Source organism: Streptomyces sp. NPDC050263 (assembly GCF_040655955.1).
In the GTDB taxonomy this organism is placed as follows: Bacteria; Actinomycetota; Actinomycetes; order Streptomycetales; family Streptomycetaceae; genus Streptomyces.
In genome coordinates this window covers 26,905-50,177 of sequence record NZ_JBFAKW010000014.1, presented here as the reverse complement: position 1 = coordinate 50,177, position 23,273 = coordinate 26,905, and the positions used below count along the sequence as shown (strand labels likewise).

Annotated in this window: 22 protein-coding genes and 1 pseudogene; 11 read left to right on the top strand and 12 right to left on the bottom strand. The window is 69.9% G+C overall.

Annotated features, from left to right (window positions below):
* Nucleotides 1-135: 135 nt before the first annotated feature.
* The 3 genes from AB0J04_RS09250 to AB0J04_RS09240 all read right to left on the bottom strand — a co-directional run bounded on the left by AB0J04_RS09250 (nt 136) and on the right by AB0J04_RS09240 (nt 4,813).
* Nucleotides 136-2,334, bottom strand: coding sequence for a SpoIIE family protein phosphatase (locus tag AB0J04_RS09250; RefSeq protein WP_363167725.1), 2,199 nt, complete (start codon nt 2,332-2,334; stop codon nt 136-138).
* Nucleotides 2,335-2,650: 316 nt separating this feature from the next.
* Nucleotides 2,651-3,343 (bottom strand): DUF402 domain-containing protein, encoded by a 693-nt coding sequence (locus tag AB0J04_RS09245; protein ID WP_363167724.1) that lies wholly within the window; start codon nt 3,341-3,343, stop codon nt 2,651-2,653.
* Between the two features lie 84 nt (nt 3,344-3,427).
* The gene (locus tag AB0J04_RS09240; protein WP_363167723.1) at nt 3,428-4,813 is read right to left on the bottom strand and encodes a class II fumarate hydratase; all 1,386 of its coding nucleotides are present in this window, start codon (nt 4,811-4,813) and stop codon (nt 3,428-3,430) included.
* Between the two features lie 149 nt (nt 4,814-4,962).
* Here AB0J04_RS09240 and AB0J04_RS09235 point away from each other — a divergent pair, with 149 nt between their 5' ends.
* Complete coding sequence (locus tag AB0J04_RS09235; RefSeq protein ID WP_363167722.1) at nt 4,963-5,484, top strand: SigE family RNA polymerase sigma factor; 522 nt, start codon at nt 4,963-4,965, stop codon at nt 5,482-5,484.
* 62 nt (nt 5,485-5,546) lie between these two features.
* Nucleotides 5,547-5,981, top strand: coding sequence for a PASTA domain-containing protein (locus AB0J04_RS09230; RefSeq protein WP_363167721.1), 435 nt, complete (start codon nt 5,547-5,549; stop codon nt 5,979-5,981).
* 73 nt (nt 5,982-6,054) lie between these two features.
* On the opposite strand, the gene AB0J04_RS09225 is transcribed toward AB0J04_RS09230, so the two are convergent.
* Complete coding sequence (locus tag AB0J04_RS09225) at nt 6,055-7,722, bottom strand: fumarate hydratase (protein WP_363167720.1); 1,668 nt, start codon at nt 7,720-7,722, stop codon at nt 6,055-6,057.
* Nucleotides 7,723-7,886: 164 nt separating this feature from the next.
* On the opposite strand from AB0J04_RS09225, the gene AB0J04_RS09220 reads away from it, so the two are divergent.
* Nucleotides 7,887-8,594, top strand: a complete 708-nt coding sequence (locus tag AB0J04_RS09220) for a DUF1707 domain-containing protein (protein ID WP_363167719.1) — start codon at nt 7,887-7,889, stop codon at nt 8,592-8,594.
* A gap of 129 nt (nt 8,595-8,723) precedes the next feature.
* Entirely contained in the window at nt 8,724-9,101 is a 378-nt protein-coding gene (locus tag AB0J04_RS09215) for a WhiB family transcriptional regulator (RefSeq protein ID WP_363167718.1), read from the top strand.
* A 103-nt stretch (nt 9,102-9,204) separates the two neighbouring features.
* Here the strand turns inward: AB0J04_RS09215 and glpX are convergent, their stop codons facing one another.
* Nucleotides 9,205-10,239, bottom strand: coding sequence for a class II fructose-bisphosphatase (gene glpX / locus AB0J04_RS09210; RefSeq protein WP_363167717.1), 1,035 nt, complete (start codon nt 10,237-10,239; stop codon nt 9,205-9,207).
* Between the two features lie 130 nt (nt 10,240-10,369).
* Here glpX and AB0J04_RS09205 point away from each other — a divergent pair, with 130 nt between their 5' ends.
* On the top strand, nt 10,370-10,894 hold the full coding sequence (locus AB0J04_RS09205; RefSeq protein ID WP_363167716.1) for a DUF4245 domain-containing protein: 525 nt from the start codon (nt 10,370-10,372) through the stop codon (nt 10,892-10,894).
* A gap of 73 nt (nt 10,895-10,967) precedes the next feature.
* On the opposite strand, the gene AB0J04_RS09200 is transcribed toward AB0J04_RS09205, so the two are convergent.
* The 3 genes from AB0J04_RS09200 to xseA all read right to left on the bottom strand — a co-directional run bounded on the left by AB0J04_RS09200 (nt 10,968) and on the right by xseA (nt 13,240).
* On the bottom strand, nt 10,968-11,558 hold the full coding sequence (locus AB0J04_RS09200; RefSeq protein WP_363167715.1) for a malonic semialdehyde reductase: 591 nt from the start codon (nt 11,556-11,558) through the stop codon (nt 10,968-10,970).
* A 137-nt stretch (nt 11,559-11,695) separates the two neighbouring features.
* Complete coding sequence (locus tag AB0J04_RS09195; protein WP_363167714.1) at nt 11,696-11,935, bottom strand: exodeoxyribonuclease VII small subunit; 240 nt, start codon at nt 11,933-11,935, stop codon at nt 11,696-11,698.
* A gap of 84 nt (nt 11,936-12,019) precedes the next feature.
* Nucleotides 12,020-13,240 (bottom strand): exodeoxyribonuclease VII large subunit, encoded by a 1,221-nt coding sequence (xseA, locus tag AB0J04_RS09190; RefSeq protein WP_363167713.1) that lies wholly within the window; start codon nt 13,238-13,240, stop codon nt 12,020-12,022.
* A 115-nt stretch (nt 13,241-13,355) separates the two neighbouring features.
* Here xseA and AB0J04_RS09185 point away from each other — a divergent pair, with 115 nt between their 5' ends.
* Entirely contained in the window at nt 13,356-14,384 is a 1,029-nt protein-coding gene (locus AB0J04_RS09185) for a 4-hydroxy-3-methylbut-2-enyl diphosphate reductase (protein ID WP_363167712.1), read from the top strand.
* Between the two features lie 29 nt (nt 14,385-14,413).
* Nucleotides 14,414-15,160 carry a polyphosphate--glucose phosphotransferase gene (ppgK, locus tag AB0J04_RS09180; RefSeq protein ID WP_363167711.1) on the top strand — a complete coding sequence of 249 codons (747 nt, stop codon included), beginning with the start codon at nt 14,414-14,416 and terminating at the stop codon, nt 15,158-15,160.
* Nucleotides 15,161-15,276: 116 nt separating this feature from the next.
* Here the strand turns inward: ppgK and AB0J04_RS09175 are convergent, their stop codons facing one another.
* On the bottom strand, nt 15,277-15,882 hold the full coding sequence (locus AB0J04_RS09175) for a DUF6542 domain-containing protein (RefSeq protein ID WP_363167710.1): 606 nt from the start codon (nt 15,880-15,882) through the stop codon (nt 15,277-15,279).
* Nucleotides 15,883-16,079: 197 nt separating this feature from the next.
* Here AB0J04_RS09175 and ychF point away from each other — a divergent pair, with 197 nt between their 5' ends.
* Nucleotides 16,080-17,168, top strand: coding sequence for a redox-regulated ATPase YchF (gene ychF, locus AB0J04_RS09170; protein WP_363167709.1), 1,089 nt, complete (start codon nt 16,080-16,082; stop codon nt 17,166-17,168).
* Between the two features lie 84 nt (nt 17,169-17,252).
* Here the strand turns inward: ychF and AB0J04_RS09165 are convergent, their stop codons facing one another.
* Both AB0J04_RS09165 and AB0J04_RS09160 read right to left on the bottom strand, forming a co-directional pair.
* Entirely contained in the window at nt 17,253-17,516 is a 264-nt protein-coding gene (locus tag AB0J04_RS09165; protein ID WP_030207783.1) for a type II toxin-antitoxin system RelE/ParE family toxin, read from the bottom strand.
* Entirely contained in the window at nt 17,509-17,778 is a 270-nt protein-coding gene (locus tag AB0J04_RS09160) for a type II toxin-antitoxin system Phd/YefM family antitoxin (protein ID WP_363167708.1), read from the bottom strand. The genes AB0J04_RS09165 and AB0J04_RS09160 overlap by 8 nt, the downstream gene beginning before the upstream one ends.
* A 109-nt stretch (nt 17,779-17,887) precedes the next feature.
* Here AB0J04_RS09160 and AB0J04_RS09155 point away from each other — a divergent pair, with 109 nt between their 5' ends.
* Entirely contained in the window at nt 17,888-20,071 is a 2,184-nt protein-coding gene (locus AB0J04_RS09155) for a DEAD/DEAH box helicase (RefSeq protein WP_363167707.1), read from the top strand.
* A 223-nt stretch (nt 20,072-20,294) separates the two neighbouring features.
* Here AB0J04_RS09155 and AB0J04_RS09150 read toward each other — a convergent pair.
* Nucleotides 20,295-20,875 (bottom strand): annotated as a pseudogene (locus AB0J04_RS09150) (Uma2 family endonuclease).
* 455 nt (nt 20,876-21,330) lie between these two features.
* On the opposite strand from AB0J04_RS09150, the gene AB0J04_RS09145 reads away from it, so the two are divergent.
* Both AB0J04_RS09145 and AB0J04_RS09140 read left to right on the top strand, forming a co-directional pair.
* A complete protein-coding gene (locus AB0J04_RS09145) occupies nt 21,331-22,542 on the top strand; it encodes a histidine kinase (protein WP_363167706.1) in 1,212 nt (403 codons plus the stop codon).
* Nucleotides 22,539-23,204, top strand: coding sequence for a response regulator transcription factor (locus tag AB0J04_RS09140; RefSeq protein ID WP_363167705.1), 666 nt, complete (start codon nt 22,539-22,541; stop codon nt 23,202-23,204). Before AB0J04_RS09145 ends, AB0J04_RS09140 begins: the two co-directional genes overlap by 4 nt.
* Nucleotides 23,205-23,273: the final 69 nt, after the last annotated feature.

Below are 23,273 nucleotides of genomic sequence, written 5' to 3'. Positions count from 1 at the left end.
CACCCCCACCACCCGCCAACCCACATACCGGTTTGTTTCACTGGTCTTCCGTGGTGTGCTTTACCTAACACCCACAGCTGCGCGGGCCCCGGCATTTCCCCGGGGCCCCCTCTCTGCTCGCTTCCTCCGCCTCGCTCAGCTCCGGTTCAGCTCGAACCAGACCACCTTGCCGGTGCTCAGCCGCGTGGCGCCCCAGCGCCGGGCAAGGCGATTCACCAGATACAGGCCGCGCCCGCCCTCGTCGGTGGCCCGGGCCTGCCGCAGCCGGGGCAGCTGCGGCACGTCGTCCCCGACCTCGCAGCGCAGCACGTCGGTCCGCAGCAACCGCAGGGTGACCGGCCGGGTGGCGTAGCGCACCGCGTTCGTGACGACCTCGCTGACCAGCAGCTCGACCGAGTCGGTCATGTCCTCCAGACCCCAGCGGGACAGCGCCCGGCGCGCCAGCCGACGGGCCCGCCCGGGTGCCGCGTCCTCCGGTTCGAGGAACCAATACGCCACGTCGCTGGGCGCGATCCCGTCGAACCGGGCGGCGAGCAGCGCGATGTCGTCGTCCCGGTCGCCCGGGCCGAGCATGTCGAGCACCTCGTCGCACAGGGCCTCGAGGGGCGGCGGATGGTCGGGGCCGGTGAGCTGGGCGGTCGCGGCCAGCTTCTCCCGCAGCTGCTCTATACCGGTCGCCACGTCCCGCAGCCGGGACTCGACCAGGCCGTCGGTGTACAGCAGCAGCGTCCCCCCGGCCGGGGCGTCGAGCTCCACCGCCTCGAAGTCGACCCCGCCGACGCCGATCGGCGCGCCCGGCGGCACCCGCAGCACCTCGGCGTGGCCGCCCAGGTGCAGCAGAATGGGCGGGGGATGGCCCGCGTTGGCGATGGTGATGCGGTGCGAGACCGGGTCGTAGACCGCGTACAGGCAGGTCGCCATGCGGTCCGTGCCCAGCCGCTGGGCCTGCTCGTCGAGGTGGTGCAGGACCTCCTGCGGGGGCAGGTCGAGACCGGCCAGGGTCTGGGCCGTCGTGCGCAGCTGTCCCATGATGGCCGCCGACGTCATGGAGTGCCCCATGACGTCGCCCACCACCAGCGCCACCCGGCTGCCGGGCAGCGGGATGGCGTCGTACCAGTCGCCGCCGACCCGCGCGGTCTCGGCCGCGGGCAGATACCGGGACGCCAGCCGTACGCCCGTGGGACGCGGCAGGGTCTCCGGCAGCATCGTGCGCTGCAACTCGTCGGCGATGTACGCCTCACGGTCGTACAGCACCGCCTTGTCGATGCCCAGGGCGCTGTGGGTGGCGAGCTGGGCGGCCACCAGCAGGTCGTCGTTCTCGAAGGGGATGCGTTCCGGGCGGCGCAGGAACACCGCGGCGCCGATCACCCGGCGCCGACCCCGCAACGGGGCCAGGACGGCCCGCTGGCCGTCCGGGATGACCAAGGTGCTGTCCTCGCCCAGGAGTTCGGGCAGCGCGGCGCGTGCGGCCGGGGCGTCGGCGAACACCGGACGCACCCCGCGCAACACCTCCGCGAGCGCCCCGCCGGGCCGCACCTCGCACAGTTCCGCGACCGCGGCCGACAACTCGGCGGTCAGCTCCCCCGGCTCCGGCGGCGGCAGGGCCAGCGCGGCGAAGCCGGTCTCGGTGTCCCGTTCCTCCGGGATGCGGTCGGTGCGCCGCAGCCGCAGCATGATGCGGTCCGCCGCGGGCCGCTCGTCGCCGACCGGCAGCGGGTCGCGCAGATAGACGAGGATCGCGTCGGAGAAGGTCGGCACGGTGGCCCGGCACAGCCCCATCACGATCTCGTCGAGGTCCAGGCCACGGGCGATCCGCCGGGTCGCGGCGCCCACGAAGCGCAGCCGGTCGCCGTCCCGCCGCATGGGCGTGGGCCGACCGGGTGTCACCGCGCTCCCGCCGCGCCGGTCCTGCGGGCCGGCAGCGCGCTCCGGGCGCGCTTCGGCGCCGCCCGGCTGGGCGGGGATGGACTCGGGCGCGGGACGCGGCCGATGCTCGCCCACGCTGGGCTTGGCTCGCGCGGGGGGCGCGCCCGTCGCTTCGTCGGACGCCGACGGCTGGGAGTGCTCGGTGTCGGAACCGGCCTCCGGACCGGCCGGGTCCTTTCCAGCGTTCCCCGCGTTCCCTGCGGCTCCCTGGCCGCCGCCCTGGCTGCCCTGGCCGCCCATGTCGCCCTTTCCGCCTTTGCCGCCCTTTCCGCGCGTCGTCGTGCCCGAGGTGTCGGGTGGTAAGGCGGACGCGCCCGGCGCGGGCGCCGGGGTATGCAGGAGTGCCCCACGGGGATCCGTGGGGTCGACGCCCTGGGGGCGTTCGTAGGAGGTGGGCTGCTCCGTCACGCGTGTCGAATCCGTCCGTCCGGGGCTGCGCGCCGCGCGCGCAGTTGGTCCCGCAGGAAACCCGATACCCGGAATACGTGTCCCCGGAACGGAATTCCCGCGTGGTCAGAGGTTGTTCCTGTGTCACGGGTGGACCTGACGCGACCCTGGGGGCCGACGTCGAACATCCCGCCGGTGTTGCCGTCGTGCCCCTCGCTCACGTCCTGCCGCCCCTCGGTGACGTTCGGTCAGACCCGGCGTCTGCTCCGGGAGTTACTACCTGCGTGCCTTGCGGAGGACGATCCTACGTTTGTTGCCCGGGGGCGCATCAAGGGTCTCACGTGGACAGGTGCGCGGGGGTGCGGTCCCAGTCCTCCGGCAGCAACGGTACGGCCCAGGACGGATCCGGGCGCCAGTGCTGCCAGCTCTCGTTGTACGGAGGCCCCCAGGCGCGGATCACTTCGACCGCTTTGCGGCCCGCTTCCCGCACCTGCGCGGCCACCGTCGCCTCCATCAGTCCGTCCTGCTGGGCCTGCGCGAACTCGTCCTCGTCGCGCCAGCCCCAACTGCGGTCCGGATAGACGCAGATGTCCAGGAAGTGGTCCTCGGAGTCCACCCCGCCGTCCCAACGGGCCAGCGGTTCCTCCAGGTTGACGTACCAGTTCTTGAACTGCCAGCCCGGCTCCCAGAACAGCCACACCGACCAGGGCTCACCGGGCCGGGCCAGCTTCAGCACGCCGGTGCCGAACCAGTGGCCGCGCCGCACGGTCCGCGGCTTGGTGTATCGGGTGCGCAGCGGTTCCTGGTGCGGTGAGGTGCCGTCCGCGAGCACCGGCTTGACGCACTCCGTGCCCGGTGCCAGCCACACGGCGAGCAGCTCCTCGTCGTCCCGCACGACGGTGACCGGGCGGGCGATGTGGACATGCGCGCCGCCGTTCTCCCGGTAGCGCCACAGGATCCGGTCCCCGGGCTGCCAGAAAGCGGCCGTACCGCCCGTTCCTCCGCGTCTCACCGCTCCACCGTCTGCCATGCACAGATATTAGGTGCCATGGCCATACGACGCTGCGGCGCGCGTCACGGTTCTCACGTCGGGGCGCGAAGGTTTCGGCCGCGGTTACGGGTGCGTCATCCGCAGGACATCCAACGCCTCGTCGAGCTGCTGAACCGTCAGATCCCCGCGCTCCACGTACCCGCTCTCGAGCACGACCTGCCGGATCGTCTTCCGCTCCGACAGCGCCTTTTTGGCCACCTTCGCGGCCTCCTCGTACCCGATGTACTTGTTCAGCGGGGTGACGACGGACGGCGAGGACTCGGCGTACTCGCGGGCGCGCTCGCGGTGCGCGACGATGCCGTCGACCGTCCGGTCGGCGAGCAGCCGGGACACGTTGGCGAGCAGCCGGATCGACTCCAGCACGTTCTTCGCGATCACCGGCAGCATGACGTTGAGCTCGAAGTTGCCGGCCGCGCCCGCCGTGGCCACCGTCGCGTCGTTCCCGACGACCTGCGCGGCGACCATCAGGACGGCCTCCGGGATCACCGGGTTGACCTTGCCGGGCATGATCGAGGAGCCGGGCTGGAGATCGGGCAGGCTGATTTCGGCCAGTCCGGTGCGCGGTCCGGAGGCCATCCAGCGCAGATCGTTCGCGATCTTGGTCAGTCCGACGGCGATCGTCCGCAGCTGCCCGCTGGTCTCGACGATGCCGTCCCGCGCGCCCTGCGCCTCGAAGTGGTCGCGCGCCTCGGTCAGCGGCAGCCCGGTGGCCCGCGCGACCTCCTCGATGACGGCGGCGGAGAAACCGGGCGGCGTGTTGATGCCGGTGCCGACGGCGGTACCGCCCAGCGGCAGCTCGGCGAGCCGGGGGAGGGAGGCGGTCAGCCGCTCGACGCCGTACCGCACCTGGGCCGCGTATCCGCCGAACTCCTGGCCCAGGGTGACGGGCGTGGCGTCCATCAGATGGGTGCGCCCCGACTTCACGACGTCGGCGAACTCCGCCGCCTTGCGCTCCAGGGACGCGGCCAGATGCTCCAGCGCGGGGATCAGATCGCGTGTGACGGCGGCGGTGGCCGCGATGTGGATCGAGGAGGGGAAGACGTCGTTGGAGGACTGGGAGGCGTTGACGTGGTCGTTGGGGTGCACGTCCCGGCCCAGGCGCTCACCGGCCAGCGTGGCCACGACCTCGTTGGCGTTCATGTTGGACGACGTACCGGACCCGGTCTGGAACACGTCCACCGGGAAGTGCTCGTCCCACCGCCCCTCGGCGACCTCGGCGGCGGCCTCCTGGATGGCGTCCGCGATGTCCTTGTCGACCACCCCGAGCTGCGCGTTCACCTTCGCCGCGGCGCCCTTGACGCGCGCCAGGGCCTCGATGTGCGCGCGCTCCAGACGCTGCCCCGAGACCGGGAAGTTCTCCACGGCCCGCTGCGTCTGGGCCCGCCACTTGGCCTCCGCGGGAACGCGTACCTCGCCCATGGAGTCGTGCTCGATCCGGTATTCGCTCATGTCCCGTTCAGCGATCGCGGCGGCCGGAATGTTCCGGGATCCGGGCGGGTCAGCCGCACGAGTGACGCCCTGTGACCCAGGTCTCATCACGGCCGTGCAGCAGAAGCGGGCGTGTTCACGTCGAGGGGGTGACAGGAAGGGAGGAGCGTGTGGAGACGGACTTCCAGGAATTCGTGGCCGCTCGATCGACCGCGTTATTCCGGGGCGCGCTGGTCCTCACGGGAAACCGTGAGGCGGCGGAGGACCTGGTCCAGGAGACCCTGGAGAAGGCATGCCGCAAGTGGCGCATCATCGCAGCGAAGGACGCTCCGGACGCCTACGTCCGGCGGATCATGGTGAACCTGGCCAATGACCGCTGGCGGAGATTCCGCCGACTGACCACGACTCACCACCCCGAGGACGGCGACACCCCCGCCCCGGGAGACGAGTACGGGCAGGTCGACAGCAGGGACCAGTTGGTGCGCGCGTTGCAGCAACTGCCCATGCGGATGCGGACCGTGGTGGTACTGCGATACTTCGACGACCTCTCGGACAGCGAGATAGCGGCCGACCTCGGCATCACGCCGAGCACGGTCCGCTCCCAGCTGGCCCGGGGCATCGAGAAGCTCAGAAGTCAGTTCCCCGCACTCTCCGGCCCTTCACCGCAGCGGCACACGGAAGGAATCCGATGACCTCGTACGGCGATGCGCGGCCTTCCAGCTGCACACCTTTCGAAGAGGAACTGACAAACGCCATGAACCGATTCGCGAACTCCGCCGAGACCCCCGAATTCGACGCGCCGCAGATCCTGCGCCGCACCCGTCAGCGTCGGACCATCGGCATCGCTGCCGTCGCCGCCGCCCTCATCGCGGCGGGCGGTGGGACGGCCCTTGCCACCTCGGTCGCGAGCAAGAGCAGCTCGACCCCCGCGGCGACCAGCACGCCCGCCGCCAACGACGCCACCACCATCCTGTACGTCAACGGCAGCGTGACCATCCCGGTCGACTTCGCGGGCATGGACATGGTGCTCGCCAAGCCGCTCCTCGAGAAGACCCAGACGAAGCTCGGCATCGTCACCAAGAAGGCAGTCAAGGGCTGCAAGCCGGGCTCGGTGATCGAGGTGTCCCCGCACGCCCCGAAGACCGTCAAGAAGGGCGACGCGATCAACTTCGTCGTCTGCTCCGGCTGATCAGGTACTGATCCGACAGAACGCCCGCCCCTGCGTCAATCAGGGGCGGGCGTCCGTCACAGGATCGCACGCATCACACCAGACCCGGCCCCCGCACCGGAATCGACGTGAACGTCGGCGCGGGTGCCGGGTCCTGGAAGAAGTCGTTGCCCTTGTCGTCGACGACGACGAAGGCCGGGAAGTCCTCGACCTCGATCTTCCAGACGGCCTCCATGCCGAGCTCCTCGTACTCGACGACCTCGACCTTCTTGATGCAGTCCTGGGCGAGCCGGGCGGCGGGGCCGCCGATGGAGCCGAGGTAGAAGCCGCCGTGCGCATCGCACGCGTCGGTGACCTGCTTGCTGCGGTTGCCCTTGGCGAGCATCACCTTGGAGCCGCCCGCGGCCTGGAACTGCTCCACGTAGGAGTCCATACGGCCGGCGGTCGTCGGCCCGAAGGAGCCGGACGCGTAGCCCTCAGGGGTCTTCGCCGGACCGGCGTAGTACACCGGGTGGTCCTTCAGGTACTGCGGCATCTCCTCGCCCGCGTCGAGCCGTTCCTTGATCTTGGCATGCGCGATGTCGCGGGCCACGACCAGCGGGCCGGTGAGCGAGAGCCGCGTCTTGACCGGGTACTTCGTCAGCTCGGCGAGGATCGACTCCATCGGCTGGTTCAGGTCGATCTTCACGACGTCCGACGCCTCGTCGAGGTGCTCGTCCGTCGTCTCCGGCAGGAAGCGCGCCGGGTCGGTCTCCAACTGCTCCAGGAAGACCCCCTCGGCGGTGATCTTCGCGACGGCCTGGCGGTCGGCGGAGCAGGAGACGGCGATGGCGACCGGGCAGGACGCGCCGTGCCGCGGGAGACGCACCACGCGCACGTCGTGGCAGAAGTACTTGCCGCCGAACTGCGCGCCGATGCCGATCTTCTGCGTCAGCTCGAAGACCTTCTCCTCCAGCTCCTTGTCCCGGAAGCCGTGCCCGAGCGGTGAGCCCTCGGCCGGGATCTCGTCCAGGTAGTGCGCGGAGGCGTACTTCGCGGTCTTCAGCGCGTACTCGGCGGACGTGCCGCCGACCACGATCGCCAGGTGGTACGGCGGACAGGCGGCCGTGCCCAGCGAACGGATCTTCTCCTCCAGGAACTTCATCATGGAGGCCTCGTTCAGGACGGCCTTCGTCTCCTGGTAGAGGAACGACTTGTTGGCGGAGCCGCCGCCCTTCGCCATGAACAGGAACTTGTACGCGCCGCCGTCGGTGGCGTACAGCTCGATCTGCGCCGGGAGGTTGGAGCCGGTGTTCTTCTCGTCCCACATGGTCAGCGGGGCCATCTGCGAGTAGCGCAGGTTCAGGTTCAGGTAGGCGTCGTAGATGCCGCGGCTCAGGGCCGACTCGTCGCCGCCCTCGGTGAGCACGTTCTGCCCGCGCTTGCCCATGACGATCGCGGTGCCGGTGTCCTGACACATCGGCAGCACGCCGGCGGCCGCGATGTTCGCGTTCTTCAGCAGGTCGAGGGCCACGAACTTGTCGTTGGCCGAGGCCTCGGGGTCGTCGATGATGCGCCGCAGCTGCGCGAGGTGCGCGGGCCGCAGGTAGTGCTGGATGTCGTGGATCGCCTCCTCGGCGAGCTTGCGCAGCGCCTCCGGCTCCACCTTGAGGAACGTCCGCCCGTCGGCCTCGAAGGTGGAGACACCCTCGGAGGTCACCAGCCGGTAGGGGGTGGTGTCCTCTCCCATGGGGAGCAGATCGGTGTACGCGAACTCAGGCATCTCGCCCATTCCTCACTCGACAGACAGCGGCCGCCTCCATTGGCGGGCGCTCACCAGCGTAGGACCTGCTTCGGACGGCGAGCTTGTGAGGTATGGCTCAGTTCGACCGCGGACCATCCCTGCGGGGGCTATCGCGATCTATCGTGTTTGGGTACGCTGCTCCCGTGGACCTTCAGAAGCAGACCGCTGCCGCCCCCACACCGACGGCCGAGTTGCGCGCCTCGGACGCCGACCGTGACCGTATCGCCGACATGCTCCGCGAGGCGCTCGCGGAGGGCCGGCTCACCGCCGACGAGCATGCCGAGCGCGTCGAGGGCGTCCTGGCCGCCAAGACCGTCGGCGAGCTGGAGGTCTTCGTCCGGGACCTGCCCGCAGCCCACGAGCGGCGTGCGGCCCCCGGCCCCGGCCCCTCCTTCGCCTCCGCGCCCAGCCGGCCCACCCCCGGCGAGATACCCGCCGACCCCGACGACACCGTGGTCGCGGTCTTCAGCAGCGCCGTCCGCAGGGGTCGCTGGCGCGCGGGCCGCCGCCTCCACGCGTACGCGATCTTCGGCAGCGTCGAGATCGACCTCACCGAGGCGCTGTTCGAGTACCGGCAGGTCGTGATCAAGGCCTTCTCGGTCTTCGGCAGCGTGGAGGTCCGCGTTCCGGAGAACGTCTCGCTGCGGGGCACCGGCGGCGCGGTGCTCGGGAGCTTCGAGGTCGTCTCGCTCGATTCCCCGGAGCACGACGCCCCGGTGGTCTACGTCGACGGCTGGGCGGTGCTGGGCAGCATCGAGGGCCGACCGAAGCGCGGAAAGCTCGTCGCGGACATTCTCGATCGGGTTCAGCACAAGGTCGACAAGAGTTTGCGCAAACACCTGGACCGTTGACGGTAGTGAAGAGTGCGGGAGAGCCGGCGTGGCCGCGGCGGTTCGGAACTCAGTGCATAGGCACGCGCACAGCGGGTAGGCCTTGCTGCATCGTCTCTCGCTCGCGAAGCCGTCGTCAGGAGTAGACCCGTGCTGCAACCGCCGCATTCGTCCCTGCAGGTCGCCGCTGTACCGGCCCAGCGGGTGCCAGGTCGCGACAGGGACCAAGACGCTCCCTGGCATACCGAGGCGGTGTGCCGGCGCGACGAGGCAGGCCTGTTCTTCGCCCCCTCCAAGGAGCCCACAGCCGCCCGGCTCTCCCGCGAGGAAGCGGCGAAGCGGGTCTGTGCGCGCTGCCCCGTGATGGTGGAGTGCCGCGAACACGCGCTCCTGCAACCCGAGCCCTACGGCGTCTGGGGCGGCCTCACCGCCGCCGAGCGCCGAGTGGTCCTCGCCCGACGCCGCCGGCGCGACGTGGAACTCCAGAAGGCGGCCCGCACGACGGGCCGCATAGCGGCGGCGGGCTGACCGCCCCGGCGAAAAGGCCCCACCGCAAAGGCCCCACAGAAAAGGGGCGCCCCCTCCGCACCGGGGGCGCCCTGCTTCTTGTGGCTTGTGCAGCGGGGGCGCGCTACTTCGCCCGGTCGAAATCGACCGCGCTGTACGCCCGCAGCTTGCTCAGTCGATGCTCTGAGTCGATCCGCCGGACCGTCCCGGACTTCGACCGCATCACGATCGAGTCGGTGGTCGCGGTCTCCGACCGGTACCGCACCCCGCGCAGCAGCTCGCCGTCGGTGATCCCGGTGGCGACGAAGAACACGTTCTCCCCGGTCACCAGGTCCTCGGTGGCCAGCACCCGGCCGAGATCGTGCCCGGCGTCGATCGCCCGCTGCCGCTCCTCGTCGTCCTTGGGCCACAGCTTGCCCTGGATGACACCGCCCAGACACCGCACGGCGCAGGCCGAGATGATGCCCTCGGGCGTGCCGCCGATGCCGAGCAGCAGGTCGACGCCGGTGCCCTCGCGCAGGGCCAGGATCGAGCCGGCCACGTCACCGTCGGAGATCAGCTTGATCCGCGCACCGGTCGCCCGGATCTCCTCGATGATGCCCTCGTGCCGCGGCCGGTCCAGGATGACGACGGTGACGTCCTCGGGCGTGGCCCGCTTGGCCTTGGCGACGCGCCGGATGTTCACCGACACGGGAGCGTCGATGTCGACGAAGTCGGCGGCCTCGGGCCCGGTGACCAGCTTGTCCATGTAGAACACGGCCGACGGGTCGAACATCGCGCCCCGCTCGGTGGCCGCGAGGACGGCGATCGCGTTCGGCATGCCCTTTGCCGTCAGCGTGGTGCCGTCGATCGGGTCGACCGCGATGTCGACCTCGGGCCCGGTGCCGTCACCGACGCGCTCGCCGTTGAAGAGCATCGGGGCTTCGTCCTTCTCGCCCTCGCCGATGACGACCACGCCGTTCATCGACACGGTGGAGACGAGGGTCCGCATGGCGCGCACCGCGGCGCCGTCGGCGCCGTTCTTGTCACCGCGTCCCACCCAGCGGCCCGCGGCCATGGCGGCGGCTTCGGTCACCCGGACCAGTTCGAGGGCGAGGTTGCGGTCGGGGGCCTCGGAGGGAACATCGAGTTCGGACGGCAGTTGATGATGCTCGGTCATCGGAGCGCACCTTTCTGACTGATACGACGACGGCCGGATGAGGGTTCGATCCCGACTCTATCGTCAGTCCGACAAAATGAGCAGGGGACCCCACGGATGAGCGCACCGGGCACCTGCGACGATAGGGGGCGTGGCAGGTGTGAAAGGCAAGCAGAAGACGGCCCGGGACATGATCCTCTCCCTGGGCGTGATCATGATCGCGGCGGGAGTCATATACCTCTTCGTCCCGCACGACGATCGCGCTCCCGACGTCAAAAAGGTCGACTACCGCATCGAGCTCCTCACGGCGCGCCGTGCGGCGTCGTACCCGGTGGCCGCGCCCGAGGGCCTGCCCGACACCTGGAAGGCGACCTCGGTGCGCTTCAAGGGCGACGACTTCGACGCCTGGCACCTCGGTTTCCACGCCCCCGACGGGGAGTACGTGACGATCGAGCAGTCCACTCAGAAGCGCTCGCAGTTCATCGACCAGGCCAGCCAGGGCTCGACCGAGACCAAGGTCACCGAGCAGATCGGCGGCCGCACCTGGACCCGTTACACAGGCGGCCGCTACGACGCGCTCGTCCTGCAGGACGCCGAGGGCTCCACCACGGTGGTGGCGGGCACGGGCTCCTTCGAACAGCTGACGACGATGGCCGGCGCGCTGAAGCTGGCGTGAGCGTCGTGGCGCGCAGGTCGTGAGTGAGGCCCCCGGCGGGATCGCCGGGGGTCTCACTCGTGCGGCAGATGCGTCAGACGGTGGTGATGACGTCGTCGTACGCCAGGCGCGGGGAGCGCGGGTACGAGGCGGCCTCGCCCGGCTTGCCGATGTTGACGACCATCAGCGGGGTGTGGTCGTCGTCCAGGAACTCCTTGCGGACGCCCTCGAAGTCCAGACCGGTCATCGGACCTGCGGCGAGGCCCGCGGCGCGGACGCCGATGATGAAGTACGCGGCCTGGAGGGCGGCGTTGACCTTGGCGGAGCCCTCGCGGGCGGCGCGCTCGCCGAAGAACAGGTCCTTGGCCTGGGGGAAGGCCGGGAACAGGGTCGGCAGCTCCTCGTGGAACTCGTTGTCCGCGGAGAGGATCGCGACCAGCGGGGCGGTGGCGGTCTTGGCCTGGTTGCCCTCGGCCATGTGCTGCACCAGACGCTCGCGGGCCTCGGCGGAGCGGACCAGGGTGATGCGCAGCGGCGTCTGGTTGAACGCCGTCGGCCCGTACTTGACCAGGTCGTAGATCGCCTGGATCTGCTCGTCGGTCACCGGCTCGTCGGTGAAGGTGTTCGCGGTGCGGGCCTCGCGGAACAGCAGGTCCTGGGCGCCGGCGTCAAGAACGAGAGACATGCGTGGACTTCCTCTGGTGCGCGTCCGGATCCGGGCTGCCGGACCGGCTGACGTCCACGACGGTACGCGAGAGATGTTCAAAGTTCAACAAAACTCAGGTGTGCAGTGATCGCCCTCACAGCTGACGTCCCGCGCGCCTACTTGTCCCCGCTCTCCCCGCCCTCCCCTTCGGTCTCCTCCTCCGCGAGCGCCGCGTCCAGCCGGGCCCGCGCGCCCTCCAGCCAGCGTCGGCACACCTTGGCCAGCTCCTCACCGCGCTCCCAGAGGGCGAGGGACTCCTCCAGGGTCGTGCCCCCCGCCTCCAGTCGCCGTACGACCTCGATCAGCTCGTCACGCGCCTGCTCGTACCCGAGGGTTTCCTCGACCTTGCCCGTCATGCACCCCGTCCTAGTTGTCGTCGCCCTGGTTGGTCGTCAGCCCTGGTGGTTGCCGGCCCTGGTGGTCGTCAGCTCGGGTGGCCGTCAGCCGTGAATGTCACTGTCGACCCGAACAGTGAACTCGCCCTCGGCGACCCGCGCGCGCAGCGTCTCGTCCGCCGCCACCTCACCCGGATCCCGGACCACGTGCCCGTCGGCCTTCTGGAGCACCGCGTACCCCCGCTTCAGCGTCGCGGCCGGCGAGAGGGCCACCACGCGTGCGTGCGTGTGCGTCAGCTCCGAGTCGGCGCGGTCCAGGAGGTGCCCGACCGTGCGCCGGGAACGGCCGAGGAGCGAGGCGATGTGATCGGCCCGTTCGTCGATCATCCGGTGCGGATCCTGTATCGCGGGCCGCGCGAGGGCATGGGCGAGCCCGCGCTCCTCCCGTTCCACGAACGCCTCCGCGCACCGGCGCGCACGCCCGCGCAGCATCCGCACCCGCTCCAGCTCCTCGCCGACGTCCGGCACCACCTTCTTCGCGGCGTCGGTCGGCGTCGAGGCGCGCAGGTCGGCCACATGGTCGAGCAGCGGGTTGTCCGGCTCGTGCCCGATCGCCGAGACGACCGGCGTACGGCAGGCCGCGACGGCCCGGACCAACTGCTCGTCGGAGAACGGCAGCAGATCCTCCACGCTTCCGCCGCCCCGCGCGACGATGATCACGTCCACCGCCTCCAGGGCGTCCAGCTCCTTCACCGCCTGGACCACCTGCGTCACCGCGTGCACGCCCTGGACGGCCACGTTGCGCACCTCGAAGCGAACGGCGGGCCAGCGGTGCCGGGCGTTCTCCAGGACGTCCCGCTCGGCCGCGGAGGCCCGCCCGCACACCAGCCCGATGAGCTGCGGCAGGAAGGGCAGCGGCTTCTTGCGCGCAGGTGAGAAGAGCCCCTCCGCGGCCAGCGACTTCTTCAGCTGCTCCAGCCGCGCCAGCAGCTCGCCGACGCCGACCGGCTTTATCTCCACGGCCCGCAGCGACAGCTGCCCGCGCGGCGCGTACCACTCCGGCTTCGCGTGGACGACGACCCGCGCGCCCTCGCCCACGACGTCCGCGACCGCGTCGAACACCTGGCGGTAGCAGGTCACGCCCACGGAGATGTCGTGGGACGGGTCCCGCAGCGTCAGGAACACGACGCCGGCGCCCGGGCGCCGCGACAACTGGGTGATCTGCCCCTCGACCCACACCGCGCCGAGCCGGTCGATCCAGCTTCCGATGAGCCGCGAGACCTCGCCGACGGGCAACGGGGCGTCCGCGGACGTGTTCACAGCCATGCGAACGAGAGTATCGGCCCGCACTGACAACGCCGGTGAGGATGATCAGCCCGTCCGGGAGTCCGGGGGCGCAGCCCCCGGTGCACGCATCGCAAGGGCCGCGAGCGCCCTTACGATGGGACGCATGACTGCTTCGCCAGCCCGCCGCCGTGTCCTGCTCGCCGCTCCCCGGGGCTACTGCGCGGGCGTCGACCGTGCCGTGATCGCCGTCGAGAAGGCCCTGGAGCAGTACGGGGCCCCGGTCTACGTCCGGCACGAGATCGTCCACAACAAGTACGTCGTGCAGACCCTGGAGAAGAAGGGCGCCGTCTTCGTCGAGCGGACGGAGGAGGTCCCGCCCGGCAACATCGTGATGTTCTCGGCGCACGGCGTCGCCCCGGTCGTCCACGAGGAGGCCGCGCGCGGGCAGCTCGCCACGATCGACGCGACCTGTCCGCTGGTCACCAAGGTCCACAAGGAAGCCGTCCGCTTCGCAGGCGAGGACTACGACATCCTGCTGATCGGGCACGAGGGCCACGAGGAGGTCATCGGCACCTCCGGCGAGGCGCCCGACCACATCCAGCTCGTCGACGGCCCCGCGGACGTCGCCAAGGTCGAGGTCCGCGACCCGTCGAAGATCGTGTGGCTCTCCCAGACCACCCTCTCGGTCGACGAGACCATGGAGACGGTCGACGCCCTCAAGGAGAAGTTCCCGCAGCTCATCTCCCCGCCCAGCGACGACATCTGCTACGCCACGCAGAACCGTCAGCTCGCGGTGAAGCAGATGGGCGCGGAGGCGGAGCTGGTGATCGTGGTCGGCTCCCGCAACTCCTCCAACTCCAAGCGGCTCGTCGAGGTCGCCAAGCTGGCCGGCTCCCGCGAGGCCTACCTGGTGGACTTCGCGAGCGAGATCGACGAGGCCTGGCTGGAGGGCGTCACCACGGTGGGCGTCACCTCCGGGGCCTCCGTCCCGGAGATCCTCGTCGAGGAGGTCCTGGCCTGGCTCACCGAGCGCGGTTACGGGGACGTCGAGCTGGTCAAGGCCGCCGAGGAGCACATCACCTTCTCGCTGCCCAAGGAACTCCGCCGTGACCTGCGCGAAGAGGCTGCGGCGCTGGTCGCCGAGCGCGGCGGGAGCGGCGCCGCGGGTGCCTCGGCGCAGTGACTGTCAGTCGGTCGTCGTAACGTAGGGCCATGCAGATCTTCGGCGTGGACATCGGTGGATCCGGGATCAAGGGCGCCCCTGTGGACCTGGACAAAGGCGACCTGGCTCAGGAGCGCCTGAAAGTGCTCACCCCGCATCCGGCGACGCCCGAGAGCGTCGCCGACGGGGTGAAGCAGGTCGTGGACCACTTCGGCTGGACCGGCCCTGTGGGCCTGACCTTCCCCGGCGTGGTCACCGGCGGATCCACCATCCGTACGGCGGCCAACGTCGACAAGAGCTGGATCGACACGGACGCGCGCGCGTTGTTCGGCGAGCGCTTGGGCGACCTGCCGGTGACGATGGTCAACGACGCGGACGCGGCGGGTGTCGCCGAGATGGCCTTCGGCGCCGGCCGCGACCGCAGCGGCACGGTGATCCTGCTGACGTTCGGCACGGGCATCGGCAGCGCCCTCTTCGTGGACGGCGTGCTCATCCCCAACACCGAGCTGGGCCACCTGGAACTGCACGGCCACGACGCCGAGAAGCGCGCCAGCAGCAAGGCCAAGGAGGACGGCGAGCTGACGTGGGAGCACTGGGCGCACCGCGTCCAGAAGTACCTCGAACACGTCGAGATGCTCTTCTCGCCCGAACTGTTCATCATCGGCGGCGGCGTCAGCCGCAAGTCGGAGAAGTTCCTGCACTTCATCGAGGGCATCAAGGCAGAGATCGTCCCGGCCCAGCTGCAGAACAACGCGGGGATCGTGGGAGCGGCGATGCACGCGGCGAAGGGGAGCTAGGGGGCTTCTGATGGATCTCCGTGGGAGAAGGAGCGGCGTTCGGTGCGTGCTCTCGCCCGGTGCGGCGAGAGTGCGTGCCGGGCGTCGCGACGCCGCGGAGATCCATCAGAAGCCCCCTAGTGCCGCGGCCGAGCCCGCGCGGCCTGTCGGCGGGCCGCCGCTCGGCGCAGGCCGCGCGCCAGGATGGTCAGCGCGGCCAGGAGCGTTCCCCCGTACAGCCAGCCGACCTGGGTGGCCAGCGCCGTCACCAGTCCCATCAGCCGGGCCCCGAACCCGTGCCCGCCCTCGGCCACGGGCAGCAGTCCGACGGCGAAGGCGATCGGCACGACCACGGGTGCGGAGAGCAGGTCGCCGCCGCGCACCCACAGGCCGGTCAGCAGGCAGGCCGGCAGGAACAGCACGCTGTACACCGTCAGCGAGGCCCCGAACAGCAGCTGGTCCAGGCAGCCGAGCAGGAACATCAGCGCAGCGCTGAAGAGCCCGGCGCCGAGCCCGGTGAGCCGCGGATTGGGCACGCGCCGCCCGGCAAGCAGCACCAGGGGCCTTACGGGGGCGGGACCACTACGAGGCGCGGCAGGACGCGGCTGCCGTTCGCGCCCCCGCTCCTCCCGCCCACCGCCCTGAGGCGGAAGGGGCGGGACGGATGGGACGGACGGAAGAGGCGGCAGCGGGTCGCGTCGGGTGGCGCCTCGGCTCGGCGGACGGGTCCAGTGTTGCTCCACTGGACCAACTTAGGTCGTTTTATGTGCCGAATCGGGTGTCGGACACGCCGGGGGGCCGGGCTTGGCCATCCGTTCGACAGCTGCGCCGGGCCGCGCGCGGGCACGCCGTAAACTGGTGGACCGGTCGGCCCTCCGCCCCCTGGCCCTCGCCTCGAGGGAACCGGCCCCCTGGCCCTCTCACTACGGGAAGTCGCAACGTGTCGCTCACGATCGGAATCGTCGGCCTGCCGAATGTCGGCAAGTCGACCCTGTTCAACGCCCTGACCAAGAACGACGTGCTGGCGGCCAACTACCCGTTCGCCACGATCGAGCCGAACGTCGGGGTGGTCGGCGTCCCCGACGCGCGCCTCACGAAACTGGCCGAGATCTTCTCCTCCCAGCGCATCCTCCCGGCGACCGTCGACTTCGTCGACATCGCGGGCATCGTGCGCGGCGCGAGCGAGGGCGAGGGCCTGGGCAACAAGTTCCTCGCGAACATCCGGGAGTCCGACGCGATCTGCCAGGTCATCCGCGCCTTCAAGGATGAGAACGTCGTCCACGTCGACGGCAAGGTCTCGCCGAAGGACGACATCGAGACGATCAACACCGAGCTGATCCTCGCGGACCTCCAGACGATCGAGAAGGTCCTGCCCCGTCTCCAGAAGGAGTCGCGGATCAAGAAGGACGTCGTCCCGAAGGTCGCGGCCGTCAAGGCGGCGAAGGAGATCCTGGAGAAGGGCGACACCCTGTTCTCGGCGGGCATCGCCCAGGGCTCCGGCAAGGAGGAGCTCCTGCACGACCTGCACCTCCTGACCACCAAGCCGTTCCTCTACGTCTTCAACGTCGACGAGGACGAACTGGTCGACGAGGACTTCAAGACCGAGCAGCGCGCCCTGGTCGCCCCCGCCGAGGCGATCTTCCTCAACGCCAAGCTGGAGCAGGACCTCGCCGAGCTGGACGAGGAGGACGCGATGGAACTCCTGGAGTCGGTCGGCGCGGAGGAGCCCGGCCTGGCCACCCTCGCCCGCGTCGGCTTCAACACCCTCGGCCTCCAGACCTACCTCACGGCCGGCCCCAAGGAATCCCGCGCCTGGACCATCAAGAAGGGCGCCACCGCCCCCGAGGCCGCCGGCGTCATCCACACCGACTTCCAGAAGGGCTTCATCAAGGCGGAGGTCATCTCCTTCGCCGACCTGGTGGAAACCGGCTCGGTCGCGGAGGCCCGCGCGAAGGGCAAGGCCCGCATGGAGGGCAAGGAGTACGTGATGCAGGACGGGGACGTGGTGGAGTTCCGCTTCAACGTCTGATCGCGTACCTGGAGGCGGCCTGACCTGCGGCGATGCAGGTCAGGCCGTTGTGCTGTCCGCAGTAGTCCGCAGAACCTGGAGCGGCTACGTGTCGTAGACCGTGGAACGGTGTCCGACGTGTACGACCCACACCACCAGCTCCCCGTTGTCGATCGTGTAGACGACACGGTAGTCGCCGACCCGTAGGCGGCGGCGCTCGGGCTGGGATACGAGTGCGGTGGTGTTGAAGCCGAAGGGGTCGCTCTCCAGCTCTGTCAGTTTGGCCAGGATGCGAAGCGCCATGTCACGCGGGATCTTGCGCAGCTCCGCCTGGGCCTCGGGCCGGAACACCGTGCGGTAGTCACTCACTGCGTGCCAGCGTCTCCCTCATCACGTCCTCGATCGGGACGCCGACGGCCGGGTTTGCCATGCGCTCGTCGATGATGCGGTTGATCTCGCGCTCTTCCCACTCCTGGTACTTGCGCAGTACCTCGATCGAGACCACTGCGGCTACCTGCTTGCCGCGGCGGGTGATGACAGTGGGCACGTCGTCGCGGTCGGCCCGTTCGACGACTTCGGCCAAGTGAGCGCGTACGTCGCGGATGGACTCCATGGGCAGCGGCTGAGTCATGACCCCAGGGTACCGAGTGTGCCATGTGTACACAATGTCTGCGGTCCCGGTCGGTGCCAGGGGCACCGGTGGCAGTATGCGGGGACACAGCGAGAGGGGCCGGGGCGGGATGGGGCGCAGTGAGCGGGAGGCGGTTGCCGCGGGAGCGCGGCTGTACGAGGCGGCGCAGGCGGTGGCCGGTGACCACGGGCGGGCTGTCGAGGTAGTTCGGGCGGCGCTGAAGCCGATCTGCGATATGGCGGCGGAACAGGCGCTCGACGCCATCCCAGTGGCCCGGCTGAAGGAGATTACCGAGGGGCGGCTGAGGCTCGGGGAGGTCGAGAGGAGCGGGCTGCGGTCGGTCCGGCAGGTGCTTGACGCCGGGTCCTACCGTTTGCGGCAGATTCCCGGCGTGGGACAGCGGACCGCTGATCAAGTCATCGCGGCGGCACGCCAGATAGCCGACGCCGTTCGGGAGACCATTGCCGTCCACATCGACGTGGATCGGCCGGAGCCGCGAACCACCGCACTCGTCATGGCCCTGCATGTGCTGGTGGAAGCGGGCCCCGATGCGCGGCGAGCCGCCGACACGGCCGTGGCTCTCACGGAGCGGCTCGGTCCGCTGCTGGCCGAGGCCAAGCCGGCCGCCGGGCGGCTGCGGATGCTGCTGGTGGGGCAGCCCAAACGAGTTCGGGCGCTGGAGGCCGTCGCAGAGGTCCGCAGGCTGACCGAGGAAGCAACGCGGGGCGGTGTGCCGGAGCTGCTCGCACAGGCGTCGGTCGATCTGCTGCGCGGCACCCCTACCGAGGTTGCGGCCTGGGTCGACTTCGAGCTGCGTTCCGCCGAGTACTACAGCCTGCTCGCGGAGATCTCCGGCCGCAGACCTGATGCGGCCGCCGCCGAGGGGTTCCTGCCCGACGAAGTTGCCGAGCGGGTCCGCGACCAGATGCTTGATGACACTCACCGGCGGGTGTCGCTGCGGGGCTATCAAGCCTTCGGGGCTCGCTTCGCCCTGGCGCAACGCAAGGTGATCCTCGGCGACGAGATGGGGCTCGGCAAGACCATTCAGGCCATCGCCGCTCTGGCTCATCTCGCCGCCGAGGGGAATAGCCACTTCATGGTCGTCTGTCCGGCCAGCGTCCTGATCAACTGGACACGGGAGATCGAGGCCCGCAGCAAGCTGCGCGTGATGCCTCTTCACGGCCCCGACAGGCAGGAAGCGTTCGCCGACTGGAAGGGCCGGGGCGGCGTAGGTGTGACCACCTTCGACGCCTTGCGTGGTTTCCCGGCCCCCGAAGGCGGCGAGGTGGGGATGCTGGTCGTGGACGAGGCACACTACGTGAAGAATCCGAAGACCCGTCGCTCCCAGGCCGTGACCGAATGGTCCGGGCACTGCGAACGCGTTCTCTTCATGACCGGCACGCCCATGGAGAACCGAGTGGCCGAGTTTCGCAGCCTTGTGCAGATTCTCCAGCCGCACCTGGCAGGGGCTGTCGGTGACCGTGACGGAGTGGCCGGTTCCAAGGCATTTCGGAAGGCCGTCGCCCCGGTCTATCTGCGCCGAAACCAGCAGGACGTTCTGACGGAACTGCCCGCGCTCCAGCACACGGACGAGTGGGAGGAGCTGAGCGCGTCGGACGAAGACGCCTACCGCGAGGCCGTGCGCGCCGGCAACTTCATGGCGATGCGCAGAGCGGCGTACGCGCGCCCCGAGAAGTCGGCCAAGCTGAACCGGCTGCGCGAGATCGTCGAGGACGCCGCCGAGAACGGGTTGAAGGTGGTGGTGTTCTCCAACTTCAGAGACGTCCTTGGAACGGTGAAGGGCACGCTGGACGGCGCGTGGAGCGATGGCGGCGGTCAGGTGTTCGGTCCGATCTCGGGAAGCGTGCCGCCCGCGCGCCGTCAGCAGCTTGTGGACGAGTTCGCCGCCGTGCCGGGGCACGCGGTGCTGGTGGCGCAGATCGAGGCGGCGGGAGTGGGGCTCAACATGCAGGCCGCGTCCGTCGTGATCATCTGTGAGCCTCAGATCAAACCGACCATCGAGCACCAGGCGGTGGCGCGGGCCCACCGCATGGGGCAGGTGCGCTCGGTACGGGTGCACCGGCTGCTCGCCACCCGCGGGGTGGACGAGCGGATGGTGGAGACGCTGAAGAACAAGACCCGTCTGTTCGACGCGTACGCACGTCGCAGCGCGGTCGCCGAGTCGACGCCGGACGCGGTTGACGTTTCGGATACGTCGATGGCCCGCCAGATCGTCGAGGAAGAGCAGGCGCGGCTGGGAGCGGTCCGTAAAGAGTCCGCAGGACACCCGTAAGCGACCGTCGGGACCCAACGGACGTCAACGGGGAAATGCCTGGTTTCAGGGCGTTGCGTGCGGCTCCGTCGCAGGTCAGGGCCGGGGCTCGGACATTCCGCTTCAACGTGTGATCGTGCGGTTGCTGTGCGCTAGATGATTTGTCAAGCGTGCAGGTCAGAGGGGGTCGGGCTCTGGCGAGCTCGACCCCCTCTGCGTTCCCGTGCCGACTTGGTCCTGACTCCTAGTGGCTCCGCTGCGGGGTGAGCTTGTCGAGATCCAGGCTGATCTCGAAAGGCACAGGACGCTTCAGGGGGCCCCGGAAGATGCCGGCGGGTGCGTAGACGCCGGTCGGTTCGTCGAGTTCGTAGACATGGACGACGGGGGTGCCGCTCTCTTCCTCGACGCACCAATAGTGCGGGATCTTGGCCTCTGCGTACTTGTGCAGCTTCACTGTGCGGTCACGATGGGCGGTCTCCGGTGAGACGACCTCGACGACGAGCCGGACCTCTTCCGGCGCACACCACGTGCTGTCCGGGTCGTAGGGGGCGGTCGTCACGAGCAGATCCGGCTCCGGCCGGTTGCGCTCGTCAAGGCGATCGTCATTTCCCTTTCGATCTCGAACCCGACGGGCGCGGTCGCCATGAGTGTGGTGGTGAGGGAAGTGAGGAACCGGCCGTGCCAGGACCGCTGGGGCGACATCGTGAAGACGAGGGCTCCGTCGATCAGCTCGGTGTGGCGGGGTGCCTCGGGGAGGCGGTCCAGGTCCTCCGCGAACCAGCCTTCCGCGCGCGGCGGGCGCATCCAGTCGGGCAGTGCGGTCACGACTCAACGGTAGCGACTCGACGAGGCCCGGGCCACGAGATCGCCAAGGGGGCGACCACCCTTCCTGAGGGCGGGCCCCTTTCCTCGGGAGGTCGTGACACCGCCGAAGCCGGTCACTGTGAGGTCGTGGCCGATACCGGTGTCGCGGCTCGCGAAGGTCACCCAGCGGCCGACTGCGGCGTCCCACCGCTGCGCCTCGAATGACTTCACGCCGCCGGCACCCCGGATTCGATGGCCCCCGCAGCGCCACCGAGCCCACCCAACCCGCTCAGGGTGGCGCTCACCGGGCAGATCGCGACGGAGCGGTGCACGCCGACGACGACCGCGATCGCCGTTTACCGCACCGGTGATCAGGAGGAACGCGTTACCGCCGGCGGCGGGTGGACGTAACGGCGTCCACCCGCCGCCGGCCGTGGCCGACATCCTTCGCGGGCGGGTGTCGTAGCCTGTTGCCCATGTTGCGCCGTCTTTTGGCTCTGCCGTGGATATACACGGCGTACGACATCGCCGTCGCGGCGCTCGTGGTTGTCCTGGCATCGAGCGCCGACGATGGGGCCGCCCTGTTCTTCGGCTGGGCGATGGCCCTGGCGCTGATGTTCCGGCGGCAGCGGCCGATGACCGTGATGGGCGTGGTCTCGGGGCTCGCGTTGGTGCAGTACGTGCTGCTGAACGGGTCGGACGTGTACGACGCGGCGTTGCTCATCGCGATGGTCTCGGTGGTCACCCATGCCCAGTCGATGCGGCATGCCTACTGGGCGGGTGCGATCGTCCTGCTGGGTGTGGCCGTGGCCTTCGGTGGGATCCTTCCTTTCGGTGAGGAGTCCGGCGAGGGTCTCGGCGACATCGTCGCGATCGGTGGTGTCTGCGCGGCCATCTGGCTCACCGCCATGGTGCTGCGGACCCGCCGGCTGTATGTGGCCACTCTGGAGGACCGGGCGGCCACGGCCGAACGGGAGCGGGAACACCTCGTGCAGCTCGCCGCCGCCGAGGAACGCGCGGAGATCGCCAGGGAGTTGCACGACGTGGTGGCCCACAGTCTCGCGGTGATGATTCTGCAGGCTGACGGGGCCGGCTATGTCCTCAAGTCGGACCCGGACAAGGCGGGCTCGGCGCTGAAGGCGATCGGCGACACCGGGCGGGACGCGCTGGACGACATGCACCGGATCGTGCGGGTCCTGCGCGGTGGACGGGCCTCCGGGCAGGGCGAGGCATCGGACGCGGACGTCGCTCGCCGCCGGGTCTCGCTGGACGACCTGGAGACGGTGGCTGAGCGTGCCCGCGCCGCGGGGCTGAAGGTGACCTTGGAGATCGAGGGTGACCGGGGCGGGCTGTCGACAGCGGACGAACTGACCGTGCTACGGGTCGTCCAGGAGAGCCTGACCAATGTGCTTCGGCATGCCGGCCCCGGCGCGGAAGTCACCATCACACTGCAGTTCGACAAGGACGTGGTGCGGATCGAGGTGGCGGACGACGGAGCCGGCAAACTCGTCGGCTCGGGCTCCGGCTCCGGTCCCGTGGTGGGCAGCAGGGCCGGCGGCAATGGTCTTGTGGGAATGCGGGAGCGACTGGAGGTGTCCGGCGGCAGTTTCGCCGCCGGACCGCGCCTGGGCACGGGATGGCAGGTCGCTGCGAAACTGCCGGTGAGGACGATGGGGGTAGTCGGATGAGTGAGCCGATCCGGGTGGTCGTGGTGGACGACCAGCCGCTGATCCGGGCGGGATTCGCGATGGTGCTCGCCGCGCAGAGCGACATCGAGGTCGTGGGGGAGGCGGAGAACGGCGCGGACGCCCTGGCGTTGCTGGCGCACACCAAGGCCGATGTCGTCATCATGGACATCCGCATGCCCGTGCTGGACGGGGTGGAGGCGACCCGGCGACTGAGTCAACTCTCCGGATCGCCACGGGTGTTGGTGCTCACCACGTTCGACACCGATGAGGATGCCTTCGCCGCGCTGCAGGCCGGGGCGAGCGGTTTCCTGTTGAAGAACACCCCGCCCGAGGAGGTCGTGGGGGCGATCCGCGTGGTGGCGGCCGGTGAGTCCGTCGTGGCCCCGCGCGTCACGCGCCAGCTCCTGGACCGGTTCGCGGGCAAGCTGGCAGCCACGCCCCGCCAGAACGAGCGCCTGGAGATGCTGACCGGACGCGAACAGGAGGTGCTCGAGCTGATCGCCGAGGGCCTGTCCAACAGCGAGGTCGCCGCCCGCCTGTTCATCGCCGAGGCGACCGTGAAGACCCACTTCGGGAAGATCCTCACCAAGCTGGATCTGCGCGACCGGGTGCAGGCCGTCATCTTCGCCTACGACTCGGGGCTCGTGACGCCCGCGGGCTGACCGGCCCTCACCTGCTGGAAGAGGCCGGACTGCGACTGTGGTCGTAGTCCCCACCTCCCCTTCCGGTCG